General features: G+C 62.6%; 18 protein-coding genes. 13 read left to right on the top strand and 5 right to left on the bottom strand.

From position 1 onward, the window contains the following. Positions 1-29: 29 nt before the first annotated feature. The gene (locus tag AB5Y94_RS13645; RefSeq protein WP_005303290.1) at positions 30-1,202 is read right to left on the bottom strand and encodes an MFS transporter; all 1,173 of its coding nucleotides are present in this window, start codon (positions 1,200-1,202) and stop codon (positions 30-32) included. Positions 1,203-1,363: 161 nt separating this feature from the next. On the opposite strand from AB5Y94_RS13645, the gene AB5Y94_RS13640 reads away from it, so the two are divergent. Further along, positions 1,364-2,503 (top strand): MalY/PatB family protein, encoded by a 1,140-nt coding sequence (locus AB5Y94_RS13640; protein ID WP_368205791.1) that lies wholly within the window; start codon positions 1,364-1,366, stop codon positions 2,501-2,503. 221 nt (positions 2,504-2,724) lie between these two features. Beyond that, a complete protein-coding gene (locus tag AB5Y94_RS13635) occupies positions 2,725-4,107 on the top strand; it encodes a TAXI family TRAP transporter solute-binding subunit (protein ID WP_368205789.1) in 1,383 nt (460 codons plus the stop codon). A gap of 69 nt (positions 4,108-4,176) precedes the next feature. Here AB5Y94_RS13635 and AB5Y94_RS13630 read toward each other — a convergent pair whose 3' ends face one another. Beyond that, entirely contained in the window at positions 4,177-5,085 is a 909-nt protein-coding gene (locus tag AB5Y94_RS13630; protein WP_010633251.1) for a LysR family transcriptional regulator, read from the bottom strand. A gap of 191 nt (positions 5,086-5,276) precedes the next feature. Between AB5Y94_RS13630 and AB5Y94_RS13625 the strand changes: the two genes are divergently transcribed. The 4 genes from AB5Y94_RS13625 to ygjK all read left to right on the top strand — a co-directional run bounded on the left by AB5Y94_RS13625 (position 5,277) and on the right by ygjK (position 10,773). Beyond that, the gene (locus AB5Y94_RS13625; protein ID WP_005303296.1) at positions 5,277-6,533 is read left to right on the top strand and encodes an adenylosuccinate synthetase; all 1,257 of its coding nucleotides are present in this window, start codon (positions 5,277-5,279) and stop codon (positions 6,531-6,533) included. 214 nt (positions 6,534-6,747) lie between these two features. Further along, on the top strand, positions 6,748-7,284 hold the full coding sequence (locus tag AB5Y94_RS13620; protein WP_368205787.1) for a YbhB/YbcL family Raf kinase inhibitor-like protein: 537 nt from the start codon (positions 6,748-6,750) through the stop codon (positions 7,282-7,284). An 11-nt stretch (positions 7,285-7,295) separates the two neighbouring features. Beyond that, complete coding sequence (locus AB5Y94_RS13615) at positions 7,296-8,093, top strand: helix-turn-helix transcriptional regulator (RefSeq protein ID WP_368205785.1); 798 nt, start codon at positions 7,296-7,298, stop codon at positions 8,091-8,093. Positions 8,094-8,292: 199 nt separating this feature from the next. Next, positions 8,293-10,773, top strand: a complete 2,481-nt coding sequence (ygjK, locus tag AB5Y94_RS13610) for an alpha-glucosidase (protein ID WP_368205783.1) — start codon at positions 8,293-8,295, stop codon at positions 10,771-10,773. Positions 10,774-10,852: 79 nt separating this feature from the next. Here the strand turns inward: ygjK and tyrS are convergent, their stop codons facing one another. Then, positions 10,853-12,052, bottom strand: a complete 1,200-nt coding sequence (gene tyrS, locus AB5Y94_RS13605) for a tyrosine--tRNA ligase (RefSeq protein ID WP_010633247.1) — start codon at positions 12,050-12,052, stop codon at positions 10,853-10,855. Positions 12,053-12,166: 114 nt separating this feature from the next. Here tyrS and AB5Y94_RS13600 point away from each other — a divergent pair, with 114 nt between their 5' ends. From AB5Y94_RS13600 to AB5Y94_RS13590, 3 genes are all read left to right on the top strand, one after another. After that, a complete protein-coding gene (locus tag AB5Y94_RS13600) occupies positions 12,167-13,477 on the top strand; it encodes a peptidoglycan DD-metalloendopeptidase family protein (protein WP_368205782.1) in 1,311 nt (436 codons plus the stop codon). A 355-nt stretch (positions 13,478-13,832) separates the two neighbouring features. Next, positions 13,833-14,936, top strand: coding sequence for an anhydro-N-acetylmuramic acid kinase (locus AB5Y94_RS13595; RefSeq protein WP_368205781.1), 1,104 nt, complete (start codon positions 13,833-13,835; stop codon positions 14,934-14,936). 1,085 nt (positions 14,937-16,021) lie between these two features. Beyond that, positions 16,022-17,287, top strand: coding sequence for a RidA family protein (locus AB5Y94_RS13590; RefSeq protein ID WP_368205779.1), 1,266 nt, complete (start codon positions 16,022-16,024; stop codon positions 17,285-17,287). Between the two features lie 146 nt (positions 17,288-17,433). On the opposite strand, the gene AB5Y94_RS13585 is transcribed toward AB5Y94_RS13590, so the two are convergent. Together AB5Y94_RS13585 and tkt are read right to left on the bottom strand one after the other, a co-directional pair. Next, the gene (locus tag AB5Y94_RS13585; RefSeq protein ID WP_128830433.1) at positions 17,434-18,060 is read right to left on the bottom strand and encodes a hypothetical protein; all 627 of its coding nucleotides are present in this window, start codon (positions 18,058-18,060) and stop codon (positions 17,434-17,436) included. Between the two features lie 181 nt (positions 18,061-18,241). Beyond that, entirely contained in the window at positions 18,242-20,233 is a 1,992-nt protein-coding gene (gene tkt, locus AB5Y94_RS13580; RefSeq protein WP_043171818.1) for a transketolase, read from the bottom strand. 342 nt (positions 20,234-20,575) lie between these two features. Here tkt and metK point away from each other — a divergent pair, with 342 nt between their 5' ends. The 4 genes from metK to rsmE all read left to right on the top strand — a co-directional run bounded on the left by metK (position 20,576) and on the right by rsmE (position 23,979). Continuing rightward, on the top strand, positions 20,576-21,727 hold the full coding sequence (metK, locus tag AB5Y94_RS13575) for a methionine adenosyltransferase (RefSeq protein ID WP_025201323.1): 1,152 nt from the start codon (positions 20,576-20,578) through the stop codon (positions 21,725-21,727). A gap of 69 nt (positions 21,728-21,796) precedes the next feature. Then, positions 21,797-22,342 (top strand): SprT family zinc-dependent metalloprotease, encoded by a 546-nt coding sequence (locus AB5Y94_RS13570; protein ID WP_368205777.1) that lies wholly within the window; start codon positions 21,797-21,799, stop codon positions 22,340-22,342. Between the two features lie 73 nt (positions 22,343-22,415). Next, a complete protein-coding gene (locus AB5Y94_RS13565) occupies positions 22,416-23,117 on the top strand; it encodes an endonuclease (RefSeq protein ID WP_268037325.1) in 702 nt (233 codons plus the stop codon). 130 nt (positions 23,118-23,247) lie between these two features. Further along, positions 23,248-23,979 (top strand): 16S rRNA (uracil(1498)-N(3))-methyltransferase, encoded by a 732-nt coding sequence (gene rsmE / locus AB5Y94_RS13560; RefSeq protein ID WP_368205775.1) that lies wholly within the window; start codon positions 23,248-23,250, stop codon positions 23,977-23,979. Positions 23,980-23,994: the final 15 nt, after the last annotated feature.

Here is a 23,994-nt window from a genome sequence, read left to right as displayed (position 1 = left end):
TGAGGCGGGGCAAGCCCACCCCTTTGGCTTCAGACGTTCGGCACCCGCCAGCAGGCAGCCAGTGCCAGCAGCGCCAGCCCCATGGCCACCATGAAGACCCCGTGAAAGCTCCAGATCTCCGCCACAGTCCCCGCTATCGCCCCCGCCATGATGGAGCCGGTGCGGATGCTGTTGGCGAACAGGGTGGTCGCCACCCCGGCGCGGCCCGGCATCAGATCCTGGAAGTAGGACATGCCGATACCGGCGACGATGCCGATGAAGATGGCGTTGAGCAGTTGCAGCGCAATGAGGGCATGCTGGCTTGACAGGGTCACCAGCCCCACGTAGAAGCCCACCCCGGCCAACACCGCCAGCAGCATCATGGGGCGCTTGCCAAAACGCTGGGTGTAGTGACCCGCCAGCAGCATGAAGGGGATCTCGAGAGCCGCCGCCGTGCCCATCAGTACCCCGGCCAGCTTCTCCTCCAGCCCCAGCTCGCGAGTGATGTAGAGCGGCATGTTGATGAGGTACATGCTGTTGCAGGTCCACATCAGGGTGGAGGCGATAAAGAGCGCGCGCACCGACGGATCCCGCCAGCTGCTGACCCGTTCCACCTCGCTGTCCATCACCGGCAGCGGCAGCGAGGGCAGCCAGCGCCACACCACGAAGGCGCAGAGCAGATAGGCCACTGCGGAGGCGAGGTACATCACCTCGAAGCCGTAGCCGATGGCCAGCGCGAAGGCGATGGGGGGCCCTATCACCCAGGCCAGCGAGAACTGGGCCCGCAGCACCGAGCTGAACATGTCGGCCCGCTTGTTGCGGCTGTCGGCGTATTCACGCGCCAGCGCGAACAGCTGGGGGCTGGCGGTAGCGGCCAGGCTCGCCAGCAGCACCCCCAGACTCACCAGCAGCCAGTATTGCCGGTTCCAGGCAAACAGCAGGGAGAGCACCACGCCGGCGAAGCAGCAGCGCAGGATCAGCCGCTTGCGATCCCCCTTGTTGTCGGAGCGGTGGCCGAGCCACTGGCTGATAAGGATGCCGATCACCGCGTTGACGGTATAGAAGAGCCCCACCAGGAAGGGGCGCACCTGCACCTCCTCGGCCAGGAACAGGCTCAGGGTGGGCACCTGCAGCGCCACCGCCACCCCGGTCATGAAGGTCACGGCCAGAAAAGAGAGAGAGACGGGATCCGTCCTGTTGCGGGCAGCAGTCAACAAGCGCATAGAATTACCACTGATTGGAGGGAAGAAAACTGGCCAAAATTCGGCAAGTGCATGAAATGGCGCCGCTTATTTTATGTCATTATCAAGAGCCACCTCAAGGCTTGCGACCCCGTCCCCGACCCCGTACAGTGAAAGCCCACTGGCCAGCATAAGGATTTCACATGTTTGATTTTGACCGGGAAATAGATCGCAGCGGCACCATGAGCCTGAAATGGGACAAGTACAAGGGACAGGACGTGCTGCCCATGTGGGTCGCCGACACCGACTTCGTCTCCCCCCCTGCCGTCGTCGAGGCCCTCACGGCACGGGTCGCCCACGGCATCTTCGGCTACTCCCGCCCCTCTCCCCGGCTGATCGAACTCATCATCACGCGGCTGGCCAGCCGCTATGGCTGGACCATCCAGCCCGAGTGGCTCGTCTTCCTGCCCGGGGTGGTACCCGGTCTCAACCTGGCCTGCAAGGCCTGGAGCCAGCACGGGCGTGGCATCATCACCCCCAAGCCGGTCTACTACCCCTTCCTGCAGGCGCCGGGCTTCAACGACCGGCCGCTGCTCACCGTGCCCATGGTGGAAGAGGCCGGCCGCTGGGTGCTGGATATCGAGGAGCTGGAACGCCAGGCGCCGGCGGCGGATCTGCTGCTGCTGTGCAACCCGCAAAACCCGGGCGGCACCGTCTTCACCCGCGAGGAGCTGCTGGCCATCGACGCCATCGCCGAGCGCCACAACCTGGTGATCTGCTCCGATGAAATTCACTGCGACCTGCTGCTGGACAAGGACGCCCGTCACATCCCCTACGGCGCCATCAGCCCGGCGGCGGCCGAGCGTTCGGCGGTGATGATGGCCCCGAGCAAGACCTTCAACATCGCCGGGCTCTGCTGCGCCTTCGCGGTGGTGCCCAATGCCCGTCTGCGCCTCAAGCTGCAGCAGGCGATGCGCGGCATCAGTGCCGACGTCAACCTGCTGGGCTTCGTGGCCGCCGAGGCGGCCTATGAAGGGGGCGAACAGTGGCTCAGCGAACAGCTCGACTACCTGGCCGCCAACCTGGCGCTGATCGAGCAGGCGGTCGCCCGCTGGCCCGGCATCAAGCTGGCGCGCCATCAGGCCACCTACCTCGCCTGGATCGACGTGAGCACGTTGGGGCTGGACGATCCCATCGCCTTCTTCGAGCAGGCCGGGGTGGGGCTCTCCCCCGGTGCCCAGTTTGGCGATGGCCAGTTCGTGCGGCTCAACTTCGGCTGCACCCGGGCCCGCCTCGTCGAGGCACTGGCCCGCATGGAGAAGGCCATCCTGGCTCGCCGCTGAGCCCCTGCGGGGCGGCGCCGGCCGACCCCGCAATATAATCTGTCCGACCCGATCCGTATCCGCACGCAATAGGGTATATTTTGGCGACGCCCCACCCCGGCCATCCCGGGGCGCCAGGGGCCACCCAACACGGCACCGGCCGCCCTCTTGCGGGCAACGGCCCGATGCCAACCGGGATGGGGCTGACCCATCCTTTTTATCAGCCAATGATCCGGTTCACTATGTTCCAACGCGTCTTGCACCTTCTGCCCATCCGGCTTCGCCGAGCCCTGCCCTGGCTGGCAGCGACCCTGGCCCTGCCCCTGCAGGCCGCCACCTATCTCACCATCGGTACGGGGCCGCTGAACGGCGTCTACTACCCGACCGGCGGCGCCATCTGCCGGCTGCTCAATGAAGAGAGCGGCAGCCACGGCCTGCACTGCTCGGTGCAGAGTACCTCGGGTTCCCTCGCCAACCTGAAAGCGCTGGCGCAGGGCAACATCCAGCTGGCGCTGGTGCAGTCGGACGTGCTGCATCACGCCGCTCACGGCACGGGCCCCTTTCAGGGTCAACCCCCCGCCGATCAGCTGCGCAGCCTATACCGCCTCCATCCGGAGTCGCTGACCCTGCTTGCCAGCGCCACCAGCAACATCAACACCCTGGCCGACATCGAAGGCAAGCGGGTCGATCTCGGCAACCCGGGCTCCGGGGAACGGGTCACCAGCCAGGCGCTGCTCGACGCCATGGGCTGGCAGGCCAAGAGCTTTGCCCCCCTCATCCCCGCCGCGGCCAACAACCGGCTGGAGGGGCTCTGTGACGGTACCCTGGACGCCGCCTTCGTGGTGGCGGGCCACCCCAACCAGGCCATCGGCGATCTCACCGGCCGCTGCAAGGCGCGCCTCATCCCCATCGAGGGGGAACAGATAGACAGGCTGCTCAAGCAGCACCCCTACTATCAGCGCGGCCGCATCGGCGCCAACCTCTATCCGGGCCAGACCAGCGGGATCAACACCTTCGCCGTCACCGCCGAGCTGGTGGCACTGGCCAGCCTGCCGGATAGCGAGGTGCGCACCGTGCGCGACGTGCTGAGCGGCCGGCTCAAGCAGTTCACCCGCCTCCACCCGGCACTGACCCAGCTCACCCTGGAGGGGATGCTGGGTGAGGCGGAAGTGCCGCGCCACGCCGGCATGGCGGATGCCCCGCCCACCCTGCTGCCCGAGAGCCTGAGCCCGGCTCCGGCCACCTCGGAGGCCCAGGCGACTTCAGCGGCGCAGCCCACCGAAGTGGCGCACCCCGCCGGTGAGGACGCGAAGCAAGCTGCCGGCACGACGGGCGCCCCCTCCCCGGAAGGTACGCCCGCCACCTCCTCCAGGCAGACTCCTGGCGCCCTGCTGCCGACCCCCTCGGCAGCCGCAGCCACCGAGCAGGGCGCGAGTACCGTGCTCGAAGGGGCCGCCGTGGAGCAGGGCGGCAAGCTGACGGGCACGGCTGCGCCAAGCCCCTCTGCCGTGGTGAGTGGGGAACAACCCACCTCACCGGCGCCCGCCGAACCGGCATCGACAGCACCGGCAACGGCCGCACCAAGCGGCGCCTCACCGACCGCAGAGGGCACGCCTGCCCAGTAAGGCCGCCAAACAGCCACAACGACAGAGGCCACCCAAGGGTGGCCTCTTTTATTTCGATATTGGGTGGGCTCAAGCCCTGGCGTCCGGCAACGGTGCCGGGCGCTGGATCTCCTGCTCCACCCAGTGCAGCAGTTGCTTGATGGCGCGCGACAGCACCTGGTTCTGGCGCACCACATACCCTAAGCTGGTGCCGGGGAAATCGGTGAGCCGGGTCACCGGGGCAGTCAGCTTGAGCCGCGGGTGAATGGAGAAGTCCGGCACTATGGCCACCCCGAACCCCGCCTCGGCCCAGTCGAGCTGGGCGTCCACACTGCCCACTTCCATGATGCGACAGCTGGGTAGACCGAGCAGCGGCAAAGAGGGGTCGATAAGCGCCCGGGTACGGGTGTCGTGCCCCAGCAGGATCAGGGTCGGCTCGTCGAGGGGATCGCTCTCCCCCGCCTGCGCCCGCGCCTGCCAGCGGGCGAGACCGTGCCCCAGCGCGCACCAGGTCACCTGCTGCAACTCGGTGTAGAACAGCGGCTCGCTGCGCTTTTGCGCCATCACGAAGCCAAGATCCGCCTTGCCCGCCTTGACCAGCTCAGCCGCCTGATCCGAAGTGGTGTTGAACAGGGTGAGGTCGATGCCGGGGAACTCCTGCTTGAAGCGCTGAAAGGGCTGAATGAGCAGCAGGCGCGAGATGATGTCGCTGGCGGCGATGGCCAGCGTCCCCTGGCTCAGCTGGTTGAGGGCGTTGAGATCGGACTGGCAGAGCTGCAGCTCGGCGATGGCGCGCTCGGCACTTTGCAGCAGCCGCTCGCCGGCCTGGGTCAGCCGAAACGGGCTGCGCTCGATGAGCTTGACCCGGGTGGCCTGCTCCAGATTCTTGAGGTGCAGGCTCACATTGGGCTGGGTCATGTGCAGTTCGGTGGCGGTCTGGCCGAAGTGCTGCAGCCGGGCCAGGGTGACGAAGGTGTGCAGCCAGTGGATGTCCAGCATGAGGGTCCTCCTGTGCCGCCCGGCAACGGCCACCCAGCTCGACAACGGCAAGGCGGCGCGACCAGGGGGCAGTTTGCCGATAAATTCGCCGCAATTATATGACTCTCTTATCGGAATTATAAAGATAATTAATTTTTCTAATCCGCCCCGGCCTCCTAGGATGATCGCCTAACGTCTTAGGAGAAAGAGTCATGTCGTCTATCGTAGTCGTAGGTGCCAACTGGGGTGATGAAGGCAAAGGCCGCATCGTGGATTATCTGGCAGGCCAAGCAGGCGCCAGCATTCGCTTCCAGGGCGGCAACAACGCCGGCCATACCGTCGTCAACGACCTTGGCACCTTCAAGCTGCACCAGGTTCCGAGCGGTGTGTTCAACCCGGATTGCCTGGTCGTGCTGGGCCCGGGCATGGTGATCAGCCCCGAGAAACTGACCGTCGAGCTGGACGAAGTGAAAGCCTCCGGCGTCACTCCCAAGCTGGCCATCTCTGATCGCGCCACCCTCTGCCTGCCGCTGCACGCCATGGAAGATACCCTGGAAGAGCAGCGTCTGGGCGACGGCGCCTACGGTTCCACCCGTCAGGGCATCGCCCCTGCCTACGGCGATCGCGTCATGAAGAAAGCGATCCTGGTGGGCTGGCTGAAGCAGCCGGAAGTGCTGGTCGAGCGCATTCAATTCTTCCTCGACTGGAAACTGCCGCAGCTCAAAGCGCTCTACCCGACCTTCGAATTCAACCAGACCGCCCAGGAGATGGCCGACTGGCTGCTGGAAGTGTCCGCCCCCTGGATCGACTCCGTCTGCAACGTCAGCATGCCGCTCAAAGCGCTGCAGGCCGAAGGCAAGACCCTGCTGTTCGAAGCCCAGCTGGGCGCCGGCCGTGACCTGATCTACGGCGAATACCCCTGGGTGACCTCCTCCCACGTTTCCGGCGCCTATGCCGGCATCGGTGGCGGCCTGCCGGGTCTGCGTCCCGAGCGCGTCATCGCCGTCGCCAAGGCGTTCAGCACCTCCGTCGGTACCGGCACCCTGCTGACCGCCATGGAGAACCAGGACGAGTTCCGCAAGATCGCCAACGAGTTCGGCGCCACCACCGGTCGTCCCCGTGACGTCGGCTACTTCGACGCCGTTGCCACCAAGAATGGTGTCGAGCTGCAGGCTGCCAACGAAGTGGCGCTGACCAAGCTGGACTGCCTGACCGGTCTGCCGGATCTGAAGATCTGCGTCGCCTACGAAGGTGCCCACACCGAGAACCCGATCTGGCCGCAAACTGCCGGTCTGAAGCCGGTTTACGAAGTGATGGAAAGCTGGAGCGAAGACATCACCGGCTGCCGCACCTTCGCCGAGCTGCCCAAAGCGGCTCAGCAGTACGTACTGCGCATCGAAGAGCTGCTGGGCGTACCGGTGCCGATGGTCTCCGTCGGCCCGGGCCGTGACGAGATGATCCTGCGCTAAGCCGCGCGATCAGCTGTCAGCACAGTAAAAAACCGGCATCCATGATGCCGGTTTTTTTATGCCAGGACGTGCCACCACTCTTTCGCAGCGCTCACCAAAAATCAACACAACGACTCATATCATGGCAGCAAGCAGGTCACTTTGAGCAGTTGGGTCACTCACCTCCTCCCCCTCTTCGCTAGACTGATCCCATCATCCACCGAGGAGCCTCACCATGAAGATTGCCAAGCGTACCACCCTGCTCTCCCTGCTGTGCGTGGCGGCCCTGCCCGCCAGTGCCATGACCCTGAAGAGCAGCGACATCCACGAAGGCCAGCTGATGGACAAGGCCTTCAGCTTCAACGGCTTTGGCTGCAGCGGCGACAACCGCTCGCCCCAGCTGAACTGGCAGGATCTGCCAGCCGGCACCAAGAGCATCGCCATCACCGCCTATGACCCGGACGCGCCCACCGGCAGCGGCTGGTGGCACTGGCTGGTGGTGAACCTGCCGGCCAGTCAGAGCGAGCTGCCGAGCAACGCTTCCGGCAAGCTCAAGCAGGGGCTGGAGCTTAAGACCGACTTCGGCAGCCAGGGCTACGGCGGCCCCTGCCCGCCCGCCGGCCACGGCATGCACCGCTACCAGTTTACCGCCTGGGCCCTGCCCCAGCCCCTGGAGGTGAAGGCAGACACCCCGCCCGCCATGTTAGGCTACATGCTCAACAGCATGGCCCTTGGCAAGGCCACCCTGACCGCCACCTTCGTCACCCCCTAGGAGTCCGCCGGATGAGCACGCCGCTGCTGCAACTGCACCACTATCTCGGGATCCGCCAGCAGCCGCTGCACCGGGTGCTCATCTACGCCCCCACCATCATCTGGGTGGAGCAGGGTCACAAGCAGTTGTGGTGGCAGGAGAAGCGCCTGGCGTTCGATCAGGCGAGCTGGCTGCTGATCCCGGCCGGTCACCAGCTCACCTTCGTCAACCAGCCGGAGCAGGGCAAGTTTCGCTCCCGCGCGCTGACCCTGCTGACCCCGCCCCCCATCGACTGGCTCAGCACCGCCCAGGCCGGCCCGCTCAGGGAGCCGCGCCTGACGGTCAGCCCGGCACTGGCCTTCTGTTTCGAGCTGGTCTGCTCCATGGCGGATCGGCGGCTCAATGAGGCCACCCAGGCCCAGCTGCTGCAGGGCTTCTATGCCGAGCTGCAGGCCGCCGGCGGGCTCGACCTGCTGTTTCCCGCCCACACCATGACCCTCGGCGAGCGGCTGGCCCGCTACCTCGGGGTGGAGCCGGGCGCCGACCACACCCTGGAGGGGGTGGCACCGCACTTCGCCATGAGCCGCGCCTCCATGGCGCGCAAGCTGGCCGCCGAGGGGCGCAGCTTTCGCCAGCTGCTGACCCAGGTGCGCATGAGCCACGCCCTCACCCTGTTGCAGCAGGGGCTGGCACCGCTGGAGACGGCCCTCGCCTGTGGCTACGACTCCCCCAGCCGCTTCGCAGCCCGCTTCAAGCAGGAGTTCGGCCTGACCCCCTATCAATACCTGCGCACCTGCCCCTCCTCTCTCTCGCTGGCTGCCGCCAGATAAGTAAATAGTTACTAAAATATCAAGCTATGTAACCTCGTGTAACCGGGTGATCCGGCTCACACCAGCCCCTCCGGCACTGTGACGCAGCGCCAATAATCCCCTCAAAATCGCCCTATAATGGCTCTCGCAAACGCTTTCACTAAAACAAGCACTAAAAAACACCTTCCTTAACCTACAAAAACTGTCATTGGAGCGAGAGATGTTTCGTAAAAGTTTACTATCCGTCACCCTGAGCGTCGCCCTGTTCGGCCTCACTGCCTGCAACGGCAATGACTCCAGCAGCCCGGCCGCCCCCAGCGCCACCCTGGCGAACCAGTATCAGAACGTGATCGACCGCAGCGGTACCCCGCTCCAGTTCCGTGACTTTGACAGCTACTCCAACCTCAAATACAACCCGCTGCTCGATCTCGGCGCCTGGCACGGCTTCCTGCTGCCCGCCAGCGACAGCGAATGGGGCGGCTTTACCGGCCCCATGGTCATCGCCGAGGAGTACAGCCTGTTCTTCGCAAGCGAATTGGACAAGTTGACCCTGAGCGACGAGAGCGGCCGCGCCTTCCCGCTCACCAGCGCCAGCAAGCAGGCGCTGTACGCCATCCCAGGGGCCCTGGTGCAGCGCTTCGAATTTGACCCCTTCACCCTGGAGCTAGAGCTGCGCTACGGCGACGCCCGCACTGCGCTGGTTCGTACCCGCCTCATCAACCACACCGATGCCCCCCTCACCCTCAAGCTCAACTGGCAGGGGGAGCTGCTCAACCAGTGGGATGCCAACAAGACGGTCGCCGAGCAGTACCCCGCCTGGACCCGCTCCATCAGCCAGACCGAGCGCGGCGTGGCATTCCAGTTCGGCAAACTGCGCAGCACCTGGAACATCATGCAAAGCGGCAGCGCCAGCTACCGCATCGATCGCACCCTGCCCAGCCGCACCACCCTCGATGAGCAGGGGCTCGGCTACGTGAGCGAGGCCAGCCTCACCCTGGCCGCCAAGGGCCAGCAGGATATCTACACCCTGCAGAGCTATGTCCACAGCAGTGCTGACGCGAGTCGCTTCGAGCAGAGCCGCCAGGCGCTGCTGGCCGACCCCGCCAGCCATTTCGACGACTCCATCCGCCGCTGGGAGGATTACCTGGCGCGCGGCCTCTCCAATCAGGGGATCCCGGAATCGGAGCGACGCATCGCGGTCAAGGCGATGGAGACCCTCAACGGCAACTGGCGTTCCCCAGCCGGCGCCATCCTGCACGACGGGGTGACCCCCTCCAATACCGCCCGCTGGTTCGACGGGGTCTGGGCCTGGGACAGCTGGAAGCACGCCTACGCTATGGCCCATTTCAACCCGGAAGTAGCCAAGAACAACGTGCGCGCCATGTATGACTACCAGATCCAGGCCGATGACCCGGTCCGGCCGCAGGATGCCGGCATGGTGATCGACGCCGTCTTCTACAACAAGCTCGCCGATCGCGGTGGCGACGGCGGCAACTGGAACGAGCGGGACACCAAGCCGCCCCTCTCCGCCTGGGCCATCTGGGAGATCTACAGCGCCACCCAGGACAAGGCCTTCATCGCCGAGATGTATCCGAAGATCCAGGCCTATCACGACTGGTGGTATCGGGCGCGGGACAACAACCGCAACGGCATCATCGAATATGGCGCCACCCGCCACGTCGAGCACAACGACGAGTTCGGCAATATCACCTTCAAGGTGCAGTACCCGACGGGGGTACCGGCCGGGCTGGATCTGTCGAGCTGCACCAATGAGGGTGATGGCTGGTATGGCTGCGCCGGCATGGCGCTCTATCAGCAGGTATTGAGCGTTGGCGGCTACGCCGACATGGATATCGGCGCCCAGCACGGGGCCGGCTGGGAGTCCGGCATGGACAACGCCGCCCGCTTTGGCTTTATCGAGCCGGATCAGCTCAAGCGCTACGCCGACAAGACCTATGGCGGCGACCTGGCCAGGGCGCGCCAGGACTGGAACGTCTTCTTCTTCGAGAACCATCAGGACGACGGCAGCCTCATCGGCTTCTCCATCGATCAGGAATCGGTGGAGCTCAACGCCTTCCTCGCCAAGGAGAAGCGCATCCTGGCGGACATGGCCGAGCTGCTCGGCAAGCCGGACGAGGCGAGCCGCTACCGCGAGGGGGCGACCCAGCTGGCTGGCTACATCAACAGCTGCCTGTTCGATGAGGCCTCCGGCTTCTATTACGACCGCCAGATAGCCCAGGGGGATCTGCCCGACGCCAACGGCTGCGTCGGCAAGCTGTTGACCGCCCGCGGCCGCGGCCCGGAAGGGTGGAGCCCGCTCTGGGCCGAGGTGGCGGACCAGGAGAAGGCGGCGCGGGTGCGCGAGGTGATGCTCAATGCCCAGGAGTTCAACACCAGGGTGCCGCTCGGCACGGCGGCGCTGACCAACCCGGCCTACGACCCCGACATCTACTGGCGCGGCCGAGTCTGGCTGGATCAGTTCTACTTCGGGGTAAAGGGGCTGGAGAACTACGGCTATCGCAGCGATGCCCAGCAGCTCGTCAACAAGCTGTTTGCCAACGCCGAGGGGCTGGCGGGCAGCGGCCCCATCCGCGAGAACTACAACCCGGAGACCGGCGCCATGCAGGGAGCCAGCAACTTCAGCTGGAGCTCGGCCCACCTCTACATGCTCTATCGCAACTTCCTGAAAACAGAGGGCTGATCCCTCTTTACAGCAATGAGCCAACAAAAAGGCCTCCGCAAGGGAGGCCTTTCTTATGGCGGCGCCAGGGGCTGGCGACTTACTTGACGGTCACCCGGGCAAACTTGCGCTTGCCGACCTGGTAGACGGCGGTACCGGCACCGATGAGTGCCTTGCCATCTTCCAGTTTCTCGCCGTCAACCTTGACCGCGCCCTGCTTGATCATCCGCAACGCTTCGGAGGTGGTGGCCACCAGATCGGCGTCTTTGAGCAGGTTGGCAATGGCCAGCCCTTCGCCTTCCAGTGCCAGTTCGACTTCCGGCATTTCGTCCGGAATGGCGTTCTTGGAGAAGCGCTGGGTGAAGTCTTCGTGGGCCGCTTCGGCTGCCGCTTCGTCGTGATAACGGGCGATGATCTCTTTGGCCAGCCAGATCTTCACGTCGCGCGGGTTGAGGGTGCCGGCAGCGATGCCTGCCTTGAACTCTTCAATTTCAGCCAGCGGACGGAAGGAGAGCAGCTCGTAGTAGTTCCACATCAGATCGTCGGTGATGGACATGATCTTGCCGAACATCTCGCCCGGGGCGTCGTGCACGCCGATGTAGTTGGCAGCGGACTTGGACATCTTCTTGACGCCGTCCAGGCCCACCAAGAGCGGCATCATCAGCACGCACTGGGTCGCCATGCCGGCATCTTTTTGCAGCTCGCGGCCCATCAGCAGGTTGAACTTCTGATCGGTACCGCCCAGCTCGACGTCCGCCTTCAGCGCGACCGAGTCGTAGCCTTGCAGCAGCGGATAGAGGAATTCGTGAATGGCGATGGACTGGCCGTTGCTGTAGCGCTTCTTGAAGTCGTCGCGCTCCATCATGCGGGCCACGGTCTGCTTGGCCGCCAGCTTGATCATGCCGGTCGCGCCCAGCTCGCTCAGCCAGGTGGAGTTGTACTCGATGCGGGTCTTGGCCGGGTCGAGGATCTTGAACGCCTGCTCGGCATAGGTGAGGGCGTTGTGCTTGATGGCCTCTTCGGAGAGCGGCGGACGGGTGGCGTTCTTGCCGGAGGGGTCACCCACCATGGCGGTGAAGTCACCGATCAGCAGGATCACTTCATGGCCCAGATCCTGGAAGGTCTTCAGCTTGTTGAGGATCACGGTATGACCCAGGTGAATGTCGGGAGCCGTCGGGTCCATCCCCAACTTGATGCGCAGCGGGCGCCCTTCCTTCAACTTGGCGACCAGTTCTTCTTCCACCAGAATTTCTTCCGCTCCGCGCTTGATCTCGGCTAGCGCCACCTCGAGCTGGGACATTTTTTGACTCTCCAATCACGATTCCACAGGGCCAGACATATTACTGGAATGGCGGGCCAATTGGAAAGGCGGTAAACTCCGACATTCTTCCCGGCTCAACTTCGTCTGCTTCTCATGGTCATTTGGCACGCCTTCAACTCTCTCCCCCACTGGCACCGCAAGATGGTGCTGATCCTGAGCATCATGGTGATGATGCTGGCGGCCTGGCCCAGCGAACAGGCGGTCGCCACCCGGGTCGATGACAACGGCAACGAGCTGGCCATCGAGCAGCAGGTCGACGAGGAGGCGCTGCTGGCCGAAGCCAAGCCCGTCACCCCGCCCAAACCGAGCTACATCACCAAGCTGGTGAAGGTACGCAGCGGCGACAACATGGGGGTCATCTTCCAGCGCCTTGGCCTCAGCACCACGGATCTGCACCTCATCGATCAGCTGAACGGCACCGACACCCTGCGCCTGCTCAAGCCAGGCCAGGAGCTCACCTTCAAGCTCACCAAGGGTGGCGAGCTGCACAGCCTCTACTATCCCTACAGCCTGGAGCAGGCGCTCAAGGTGATCCGCAAGGATGAGGGGTTCGTCGCCCGGGCGGTCAAGCTCGAGCTCGACACCCGCGAACAGGTGGCCAAGGGCGAGATCCGCTCCAGCTTCTGGGGCGCCGCCGTCGATGCCGGCATGACCGAGGATCAGGTCATGGATCTCGCCGCCATCTTCGGCTGGGACATCGACTTTGCCCAGGACTTGCAGCCGGGGGACAGCTTCCGGGTGGTCTACGAGGAGAAATTCCAGGATGACGAGCGGGTTGCCTCCGGCGACATCCTGGCCGCCGAGTTCGTCAACCAGGGCGCCATCTACCGCGCCGTGCTGAACGAGGATGGCAACTACTACACCCCGGATGGCAAGGCGATGCGCAAGAGCTTCCTGCGCGCGCCGGTCAACTTCAAATACATCAGCTCCAACTTCAACCCGCGCCGGCTGCACCCGGTCACCGGCAAGGTACGCCCCCACAACGGCATCGACTACGTGGCGCCGGTGGGCACCCCCATCATGGCGGCCGGTGGCGGCAGCGTGGTGGCCGCCGGCTACAACCAGTTCAACGGCAACTACGTCTTCATCAAGCACGCCGGCAACTACGTGACCAAGTACCTGCACCTCTCCAAGCGCACCGTCAACAAGGGGCAGCGGGTGAAGCAGGGCCAGACCATCGGCCTGCTCGGTGGCACCGGCCGGGTCACCGGGCCGCACCTGCACTATGAATTTGTGGTGGGCGGCGTGCACAAGAACCCGCGCACCCTCAACCTGCCGCAGGCGGAGTCTCTGAGCGGGCGGGCGCTGGCCAGCTTCAAGGCGCAGGCCATGCCCCAGCTGGCCAAGCTGGACAGCCCCGAACTGCAGCTGGCCCAGAACAAGCGGGCCAACGGCGGCAACTGAGCCACCATGCCAGAGAGCCACAAGGAGCAGTCATGAGCGAGCGTTATATAGGCTTGATGCCGGGTACCAAAATATGGCATGGGATCGAGGCCGCTCCCTCTCTCACGTACTTTTTCCCGACCTGCAAGTAAGGAAGCCTGATGACTGAACGCTATATAGGCTTGATGTCCGGTACCAGAATACGGCATGGGATCGAGGCCGCTCCCTCTCTCACGTACTTTTTCCTGCCTGCAAGTAAGGAAGCCTGATGACTGAACGCTATATAGGCTTGATGTCCGGTACCAGAATACGGCATGAGATCGAGGCCGCTCCCTCTCTCACGTACGTTTTCCCGCGCTGCAAGTAAGGAAGCCCCATGACTGAACGCTATATAGGCTTGATGTCCGGTACCAGCATGGATGGTATCGACGCCGTGCTGGTACTGATCGAGGGGGATCAACTGCGGGTCGAGGCGGCCGTCAGCCACCCCTGGCCCACCGCCCACGAGCTGCACGCACTCAGCACCCCGGGCGACAACGAGATCGATCGCATGGGGGTGGCCGACAATCTGGTCGCCCGCGAGTTTGCCGCCGCCACCCAGGCCCTGCTCGCCAAGGCCGGCCTCATGCCTGCCGATATTCGTGCCATCGGCAGCCACGGCCAGACCATCCGCCACCGCCCCCACCTCGGCTTTACCCTGCAGATCGGCAACGCGGCCCTGCTGGCGGCCTTGACCGGCATCGACGTGGTGGCCGATTTTCGCACCATGGACATGGCCCTCGGCGGTCAGGGGGCGCCGCTGGTGCCCGCCTTCCATCAGGCCTTCTTCGCCCGCCCCGGTGCCCTGCGGGTGGTACTCAACCTCGGCGGTATCGCCAATATCTCTGTACTGCCGGGCCAGGCCGATGGCGTCTATGGCTTTGATACCGGCCCGGCCAATACCCTGCTCGACGGCTGGTATCGCCGCCATCACCCCCAGGGGGCAGGCTACGATGCCGGCGGCCAGTGGGCGGCCAGCGGCCAACTTCTCCCTGCACTGCTGGAGCAGCTGCTGGCTCACCCCTACTTTGCCGCCCCCCACCCCAAGAGCACCGGGCGGGAGATGTTTACCCTCGACTGGCTCGATGGCGAGCTGGCCGGCCAGGCCCATGCCCCGGCGGATGTGCAACGCACCCTGCAGGCGCTCACCTGCCACAGCGTCGCCCGCCAGCTGCCCGCACTGGCTGATGCGCAGAGCCAACCCGAGCTCTATGTCTGCGGCGGCGGCGCCCATAACGCCCCTCTGCTGGCGGAGCTGGCCAGCCTGCTGCCCCGCTGGCGCATCGCCAACACGGCCGAGCTGGGGATTGCCCCCGACTGGATGGAAGGCGCGGCGTTTGCCTGGCTGGCACAGCGCTTTATCCACCGCCAACCCGGCAACCTGCCCGCCGTCACCGGCGCCAGCCGCCCGGCGATATTGGGTGCCCTTTATCCTGCCTGAGTCATGCCTGCCCCAAGGCGCTCCCTGAACAAGGAGGGCAACCTGCCCTCCCATACGCCGGCGCCAGCCGCCTTGCGATACTGGGTGCCCTCTATCCCGCCTGAGCCATACCTGATCCAAGGCGCCGCCTGAACAAGGCACCTGCAACCCAGGCGGCCAACCTCTCAAACACCAGACCCTGTCGCGCCGCCCATGGGGCGATGCCGGGTTTTTCCGCCAGAACAGGGCAACGCGGCAGCGCTATCTTGTCCGGGCTCCAGGCACAAGGTTCACACCCGCTGAACCTGCCTGCCCCCCCTGTTGCATCCTTCGCCCGATATCGGCTGGGCTGGAACATCCGTCCTGATATTTGCTCCTGATGGCGCTTGTCCCACGCTGCAATTTCATTGCATAAACCTGACGGGTGCCATCTGGAAAATAACGGCAGCCAATATCTGGCGAATAACGGCTGCCCGCGGCGAGCTTTGCCTGCAAATAAGCCGACAGCCATGCAAAATCACTGAATGATATGTCAGGAGCCGACGAATGGGCACAATAACCGCCCCCAGCTAGCATATTTTCCATGCATATAACAGCCCCTTTCAACGCAATGAAATGCATAGCCATGCATAGTTTTTTGCATTAACAGCGAAATAGTGCCAATCATTAACGCTTTATTCACAGGGCCGATCGCTGAGCATGATGGCGGGAAGCCGCGCCATTCGGCCTTCACCACCATAACGCACTATATGAAGCCATTTATCCCGTCATTTATCGTGCATTGAATGCCATTCTGGCTATATTTCAGAGCGTTGAGCCACCTCATAGAAATGCGATCCCGGTTTGCATCCCCTGAATACCCTTCATAGAATCCTCTCGTCTGAGATAACCAACCCAATCCATACCTCTGTTATCCGATCGCCTGCACAGGCGACCTTGACTCAATATGCGAGGCGATGTTTGCCACCCGTCATAATTGGCGGGAATGGCCGGCTATTGCCGAAATAAAGAGGAGAGCCCGCTCGTTGGCGAGCCGGGCGGCCATCAGAAGATGAGGGAGGGTGACCCGTACCTACACCAATAATGATTGAAAAAGGAGTATCGCCATGAGTGGTACCATCATCAAGTCAGCCAGAAATACCGCCAATGCACCGCAGGATCTGAGCCCCAGCACCCAGAGCGTGGCGTTCTCCCACTACAACAATATCTCCGCCCAGCTGCCGGTCGACCCGAAAACGGGCGCGCTGGTCGCAGGGGATATCAAGGCGCAGGCCAGACAGTGCCTCACCAATATCAAGGCCATCGTCGAGAGCATCGATCATGTGATGGATGACGTGGTCAAAATCACGGTATTTCTCAAAGAAATTGCCGATCTCGACGCGGTCAACGCCGTCTATGGCGAGTTTTTCCCCCACCTGCTGCCGACCCGCACAGTGCTGGCGGTGGCCGGTCTGCCGCTCGGCGCCGCCGTGCAGATGGATGCGCTCATCTCCAACGGCGAAGGCACCTTCCCGCAGGCGCCGTGCCCGCTGGTGAAGCTCGCCCGCAACAGCGACAAGGCGCCGCAGGATCCGCTCTCCACCCAGACCGTCGCCTTCTCCCACTACAACAATATCGGTGCCCAGCTGCCGGTCGATGCCGCGTCGGGCCAGCTGGTCGCCGGCGGTATCCAGCAGCAGGCGGCCCAGTGCCTGAATAACATCAAGGCCATTCTGGAGGGGATCGACGTGCCCTTCGACGATATCGTCAAGGTGACCGTCTATCTGAAAAACCTCACCGATCTGGATGCCGTCAACGAGGTCTACACTACCTTCTTCCCGGATTCCGCCATCGCCCGCGCCGCCGCCTATCTGCCGGCCCGCAGCGTGATTGCCGCCTCTGCCCTGCCGATGGACGCCCTGGTGCAGATGGATGCGGTCATCTCCCACGGTGACGGCACCCCGCCGCAGCTGGTGGAAGACAGACACAATCTGGTGATCCGCGCCCGCAATACTGACAAGGCACCGCGCAGCCCCCTGCACACCCAGACCGTCGCCTTCTCCCACTACAACCATATCGCCGGGCAGCTGCCGGTCGATCTCGCCACCGGCAAGATCCTGACGGGTTGCGTCAAGGAGCAGACCGCCCAGTGCCTGAACCATATCAAGGCGATTGTGGAGAGCATCGACCATGTGATGGACGATATCGTCAAGGTCAATATCCAGCTGAAGAACATCGCGGATCTGGCGGAGGTGGATGCCATCTACACCAAATACTTCCCGGCCTATCTGCCCGCCCGCACCGTGATTGGCGTGAGCGCGCTGCCCGCCGGCGCCCTGGTGCAGATTGATGCGGTGATGTCCAACGCGGAAAGTACCCCGCCGCAGGCGTAAGGTTTGCGGAAATAACAAAGAGACCGGCTATATGCCGGTCTCTTTTTTGGTAACAGGAAGGGGTATTATTTTTATGGCATCGTCTTAAAGAACGCGAACGTCCGATTACGCTTCGCTAATCGAACCTACGAGCTATTTAGATAGCTCTACTGCAATTTTTGGTTAAAAATATATGTGAAACCGCTTTTCCCATCAGTACGACAAAAATGCAAACTATCCAAAGCCACACATATTTCAAAGCTGAGTAATGCAACTAGCTTTTGCTTTGAAGATGCCAATGTCATTTTAAATAAGGAATCATCAACCGCTGACAGCCCTATTAATACAGGGTATATAGCCTCCCATATATCAAGTGCCTGTGGCATTACCTTATGAATATCAATGGCAATATTCTTCATATCCATTGAACATAGATTTTCATGGCTACAAAACATAAACTTTTCGTGCAGTACAGCCCTCAATGGCACATTACCGACCAGTGATTCATCAAGAATATTAGATAACTGCGATGCATAAAACTCGATATCTTCTCGTGCTTGCTGTAAATAATACTGGTCATTCATCTGTTTCTGTAAAGAAAGCTGACGAATCAAAACTACTAACGTAAAAAATCCGAGTATTGGTGCATAGATACCTCCAATTGCCGAGCCAAATTCAGCCCATCGAGAGTGGTCTTGTGACAAATCTCCGCCAAATGTATTTACATATAAAGCAATAGGGGAAAATAAAAGTACAAAAACAACAACTATAATAACCCAACCTCTTATAACCATAGCTTAGCCTTTATTAAGACAATGAAGATTAATCATCAAGAGAAAGTACTATCAACTCTCAGGCATTGAAATATATTTTTAATTTATTATTTTCCTTTGCCAATAAAAACGCCCCCCATCTTGCGATGGGGGGCGTTTTATCGTTCTGGCTATTGGGCCAGAGTGGCCCAATGGTCAGCTATTACAGGGATTCAGCGGTCGCAACCACGTTTTCCACGGTAAAACCGAATTCCTTGAACAGCAGCTCGGCCGGTGCGGACTCACCGAAGGTGGTCATACCGATGATCTTGCCGCCAAAGCCCACGTACTTGTACCAGTAGTCAGCGATGCCGGCTTCGATGGCCACACGCTTGGTGACGGAAGACGGCAGGACGGACTCTTTGTACTCGGCAGACTGGGCGTCGAACACGTCGGTAGACGGCAGAGAGACCACGCGCACGGCACGGCCCTTGGCAGTCAGCTGCTCATAGGCGGCAACGGCCAGTTCCACTTCGGAACCGGTGGCGATCAGGATCAGCTCCGGCGTACCGGCGCAATCCTTCAGCACGTAGCCACCCTTGGCTGTATCGGCCAACTGCTGGGCGGTGCGGTCCATCTGGGCCAGGTTCTGACGAGAGAAGATCAGAGAGGTCGGGCCGTCGGTACGCTCGATGGCGTGTTTCCAGGCGATGGCAGATTCAACCTGGTCACACGGGCGCCAGGTGCTCATGTTCGGAGTCAGACGCAGGGAGGCGATCTGCTCGACCGGCTGATGAGTCGGGCCATCTTCACCCAGACCGATGGAGTCGTGGGTGTAAACGAAGATGGCGCGCTGCTTCATCAGGGCGGCCATGCGCAGGGCGTTGCGGGCGTATTCCATGAACATCAGGAAGGTGGCGCCGTAGGGGATGAAACCACCGTGCAGGGCGATACCGTTCATGATGGCGGACATGCCGAACTCGCGTACACCGTAGTGGATGTAGTTGCCGGAGGCGTCGTCGTTGGTCAGGGACTTGGAACCGGACCACATGGTCAGGTTGGACGGCGCCAGGTCAGCGGAGCCACCCATGAACTCCGGCAGCAGCTTGCCGAAGGCTTCCAGGGCGTTTTGGGACGCTTTACGGGTGGCGATCTTGGCCGGGTTGGCCTGCAGGTTTTCGATGATCTTGGCGGAGTCGGCAGCCCAGTTGGCCGGCAAGTCGCCTGCGGTGCGGCGCTTGAACTCGGCAGCCAGTGCCGGGTGAGCGGCTTCATAGGCGGCGAACTTGGCAGCCCAGTCGGATTCCAGCTTGGCGCCCTTCTCCTGACCGTTCCACTCGGCAGCGATGTCGGCCGGGATAACGAACGGTGCGTGGTCCCACTTCAGGAAGGCACGAGCGGCGGCGATCTCGTCGTTGCCGAGCGGTGAGCCGTGGCAGTCGTGAGAGCCGGACTTGTTCGGGGAACCGTAACCGATGATGGTGCGGCAGCAGATCAGGGTCGGCTTGCCGGTCTCGGCCTTGGCGGCTTCGATGGCAGCGTTGATCGCTTCCGGGCTGTGACCGTCAACGGCCGGGATGACGTGCCAGCCGTAGGCTTCGAAGCGCTTGACGGTGTCGTCGGTGAACCAGCCTTCCACGTGACCGTCGATGGAGATGCCGTTGTCATCCCAGAACGCGATCAGCTTGCCCAGTTGCAGGGTACCGGCCAGGGAGCAAGCCTCGTGGGAGATACCTTCCATCAGGCAGCCGTCGCCCATGAAGGCGTAGGTGTAGTGGTCAACGATGTCGTGACCCGGCTGGTTGAACTGCTCGGCCATGGCCTTCTCGGCGATCGCCATGCCCACGGCGTTGGTGATGCCCTGACCCAGCGGACCAGTGGTGGTCTCAACACCCGGCGCGTAACCGTACTCCGGGTGACCCGGGGTGCGAGAGTGCAGCTGGCGGAAGTTTTTCAGATCGTCGATGGAGAGGTCATAACCGGAGAGGTGCAGCAGGGAGTACAGCAGCATGGAGCCGTGGCCGTTGGAGAGGATGAAACGGTCGCGGTCGGCCCACTTGGGGTTGTTCGGGTTATGTTTCAGGTGGCTGCGCCACAATACTTCGGCGATATCCGCCATTCCCATGGGGGCGCCCGGGTGACCGGAGTTGGCTTTTTGAACGGCATCCATACTCAATGCGCGAATGGCATTGGCAAGCTCTTTACGAGAAGGCATCTGTATCTCCTGCGATTGCTTCATTTGATGGCCAAGATTAAGGCGCGTCATTGTCCCAGCAGGGGGCGCGGCGTGCAAATATTATCTGGGCGAATAAAGCCGCTTTGGGAGCTCAATCGCTTTTCTTGACGGGGCAAACGATTGAGTCATGACCACTATCTACCCCAAATGGGGTGAAGAACGGATCTTGTTCGGCCAGGGGGCGGCAAAACCAAAATAGTGCTGGCAATCGAGGGGGTCGCTAACTAAAATGGACGTCCAGATGTAGATACCTCTACAATCATCCTATCATCACCCGGTTATTGCTGCGGCGATAACCCCAGACAAGCTGAGAATCCCATCATGGCAAAGCTGTTTACTTCCGAGTCGGTCTCCGAAGGCCATCCCGACAAGATTGCGGATCAGATCTCCGATGCGGTCCTGGACGCCATCCTCAAGCAAGACACCAAGGCACGCGTTGCCTGCGAGACCCTGGTCAAGACCGGCATGGTCATGGTGGCCGGTGAAGTAACCACCACCGCCTGGGTAGACATCGAGCAGATCGTGCGCGACACAGTGCGCGAGATCGGCTACACCCACTCCGACATGGGCTTCGATGCCGACTCCTGCGCCGTGCTGAACGCCATCGGCAAGCAGTCCCCGGACATCAACCAGGGCGTTGACCGCAGCGATCCGCTGGAGCAGGGCGCGGGCGACCAGGGCCTGATGTTCGGCTACGCCACCAACGAAACCGACGTGCTGATGCCGGCCCCCATCACCTACTCTCATCTGCTGGTGAAGCGTCAGGCTGAAGTGCGCAAGAACGGCACCCTGCCGTGGCTGCGTCCGGATGCCAAGAGCCAGCTGACCTTCGCCTACGACGACGCCGGCAAGATCATCGGTGTGGATGCCGTGGTGCTCTCTACCCAGCACGCCGAATCCATCAGCCACAAAGACCTGGTTGAAGCGGTGCGCGAAGAGATCATCAAGCCGGTGCTGCCGGCCGAGTGGATCAACAAGGACACCAAATACTTCATCAACCCGACCGGCCGTTTCGTTATCGGCGGCCCCATGGGTGACTGCGGTCTGACCGGTCGCAAGATCATCGTCGACACCTACGGCGGCATGGCCCGTCACGGTGGTGGCGCCTTCTCCGGCAAGGATCCGTCCAAGGTTGACCGCTCCGCTGCCTACGCCGCCCGCTACGTGGCCAAGAACATCGTCGCCGCCGGTCTGGCCGATCGCTGTGAAGTGCAGGTCTCCTACGCCATCGGCGTGGCCGAGCCGACCTCCATCAGCGTCGAGACCTTCGGCACTGCCAAGGTGGCCGAGGATCTGCTGGTCAAGCTGGTACGCGAGCACTTCGAACTGCGCCCGTACGGCCTGATCCAGATGCTGGATCTGAAGCGTCCGATCTACCAGGCTACCGCCGCCTACGGTCACTTCGGTCGCAACGAGTTCCCGTGGGAACAGACCGACAAGGCCGACCTGCTGCGTTCCGCCGCCGGCCTGTAAGCGTCAAGCTTGTGGTATAAAGGGGAGCCTGGCTCCCCTTTTGCTTGTCCGCCATTTGCCGAGAACCCGATGTCCGTCACAACTACCCGCCTCGATCCCGCCCTGCACGAGCAGCTGCTCACCCGCGTCGACGCCTGTTTTGTGCAGGCCGAAGCACGCCTTGGCCGCTCCTTTCCCCGCCCGCAGGTGCACTGCAACATGCGCGGTCGGGCGGCGGGTTCGGCGCGGCTGCAGACCTGGGAGCTGCGCTTCAACCCGGCCCTCTATCAGGCCAACCAGCAGGCGTTTCTGGCCGAAGTGGTGCCCCACGAGGTGGCCCACCTGCTGGTTTATGCCCTTTGGGGTGAACATAGCGGCGAAGGGCGTGGCAGATCGCGGGTGCTGCCCCACGGCCGCCAGTGGCAATCGGTGATGCGGGAGCTGTTCGGCCTTGAGCCCAGAACCACCCACAGCTTCGATCTGGCGGTACTGGCGCAGCCAACCATCCCCTATCGCTGCCTCTGCCAGCAGCATCAGCTGTCGGTGCGCCGCCACAACAAGGTGGTACGCGGCGAGGCCCGCTACCACTGCCGTCGCTGCAAGCAGCCGCTGGAGCGGGTCGTCACCTCGCAGTAAGCCAGCCGGTGTCGCGCCCTTGTGGTAGGGTGCCCGCCATCGTTCGTCAATCATCCCGTTTGCAAGGAATCCCATGCGTTTCATCTCTTCCCTCGCCCTGACCCTGCTGGCCGGTTTGCCGCTGCTCAGCACGCCCCTGCATGCCCAGACCTTTCGCGAAGCCAAGCAGGATCTGGTCAAGCTCTACCAGAGTCAGCCCGCTGTCACCACCATCTACTGCGGCTGCAACATCGACTATCAGGGCAAGAAAATGAGCCCGGATCTAGCCAGCTGCGGCTATGAGCCGCGCAAGCAGCCCAAGCGTGCCGCCCGCATCGAGTGGGAACACGTGGTGCCGGCCTGGGAGTTCGGCCACCAGCTCAAGTGTTGGCAGCAGGGGGGCCGCAAGAACTGCGGCAAAAGCAACGAGTTCAACCAGATGGAGGGGGACATGCACAACCTCTTCCCCGCCGTTGGCGAAGTGAACGGCGATCGGGCCAACTTCCGCTTCTCCGACTGGAACGGCACCCCGGATCAGTACGGCCAGTGCCGGATGCTGGTGGATTTCAAGGAGCGCCGGGTGCAGCCCCCCAAGGGGCCGGTACGGGGCCAGATTGCCCGTGCCTACCTCTACATGAGCCAGCAGTATGGGCTGCGTCTGGCGGCGCAACAGCGTAAACTGTTCGAAGCTTGGGACAGGCAGTACCCTGCCGACGGCTGGGAGTGCGAGCGCAACCGCCGCATCGGCAAGCTGCAGGGCAATACCAACCCCTTTATTGAAAAGCAGTGCCAGTAACCCCATTTGACCAGGGAGGGGGATCGCCCCCTCTTATCATGAAACCCTTCACCCTCTGTCTCGTGAGCCTTGCTCGCCGCCGTGCAGTAGGATATTGAAGGGTTTCCAAGCAAGAGACTGACTATCAGCCATGCGCATTCCACGTATCTATGAACCGGCCGCCCTGCAGGTGGGCCAGACCCTCGCCCTGTCGGAAGACGGCGCCAACCACATCGGCCGGGTACTGCGCATGCAGCCGGGTCAGCAGCTCGAGCTGTTCAACGGCGACGGCAACCAGTACCCCGCCACCATCGCCAATGTGGGCAAGAAGTCGGTGGAGGTGACCATCGACAGCTGCGACACCCGCTCGGTGGAGTCCCCGCTGGCCATCCACCTGGGTCAGGTGATCAGCCGCGGCGACAAGATGGACTTCACCATTCAGAAATCGGTGGAGCTCGGCGTCACCTGCATCACGCCGCTCTTCTCCGAGCGCTGCGGCGTCAAGCTGCCGGCCGATCGGCTGGAGAAAAAACGCGAACAGTGGCAGAAGGTGGTGATCAGCGCCTGCGAGCAGTGTGGCCGCAATACCGTGCCCGAGGTGCGCATGCCGATGGAGCTTGACGCCTGGCTGGCGGAAGAGACCCAGGAGCTCAAGCTCAACCTGCACCCACGCGCCCCTTACAGCATCAACACCCTGCCGGTTCCTGAGCACGGCGTGCGGCTGCTGATCGGCCCCGAAGGGGGGCTGTCTGAGCGGGAGATTGCTGATACGGTGGAGCACGGCTTCAAAGAGATGCTGCTCGGTCCGCGCGTGCTACGCACCGAGACGGCCGCCCTGACCGTCATCACAGCGCTGCAGTGCCGCTTCGGCGATCTGGCCTGAACCGCCCGCCACTGC

Source organism: Aeromonas sp. s5, assembly GCF_040907865.1.
Taxonomy (GTDB): Bacteria; Pseudomonadota; Gammaproteobacteria; order Enterobacterales; family Aeromonadaceae; genus Aeromonas; species Aeromonas dhakensis.
The sequence above is the reverse complement of the archived record's forward strand: the minus strand, read 5'-3'. Positions and strand labels throughout refer to the sequence as shown.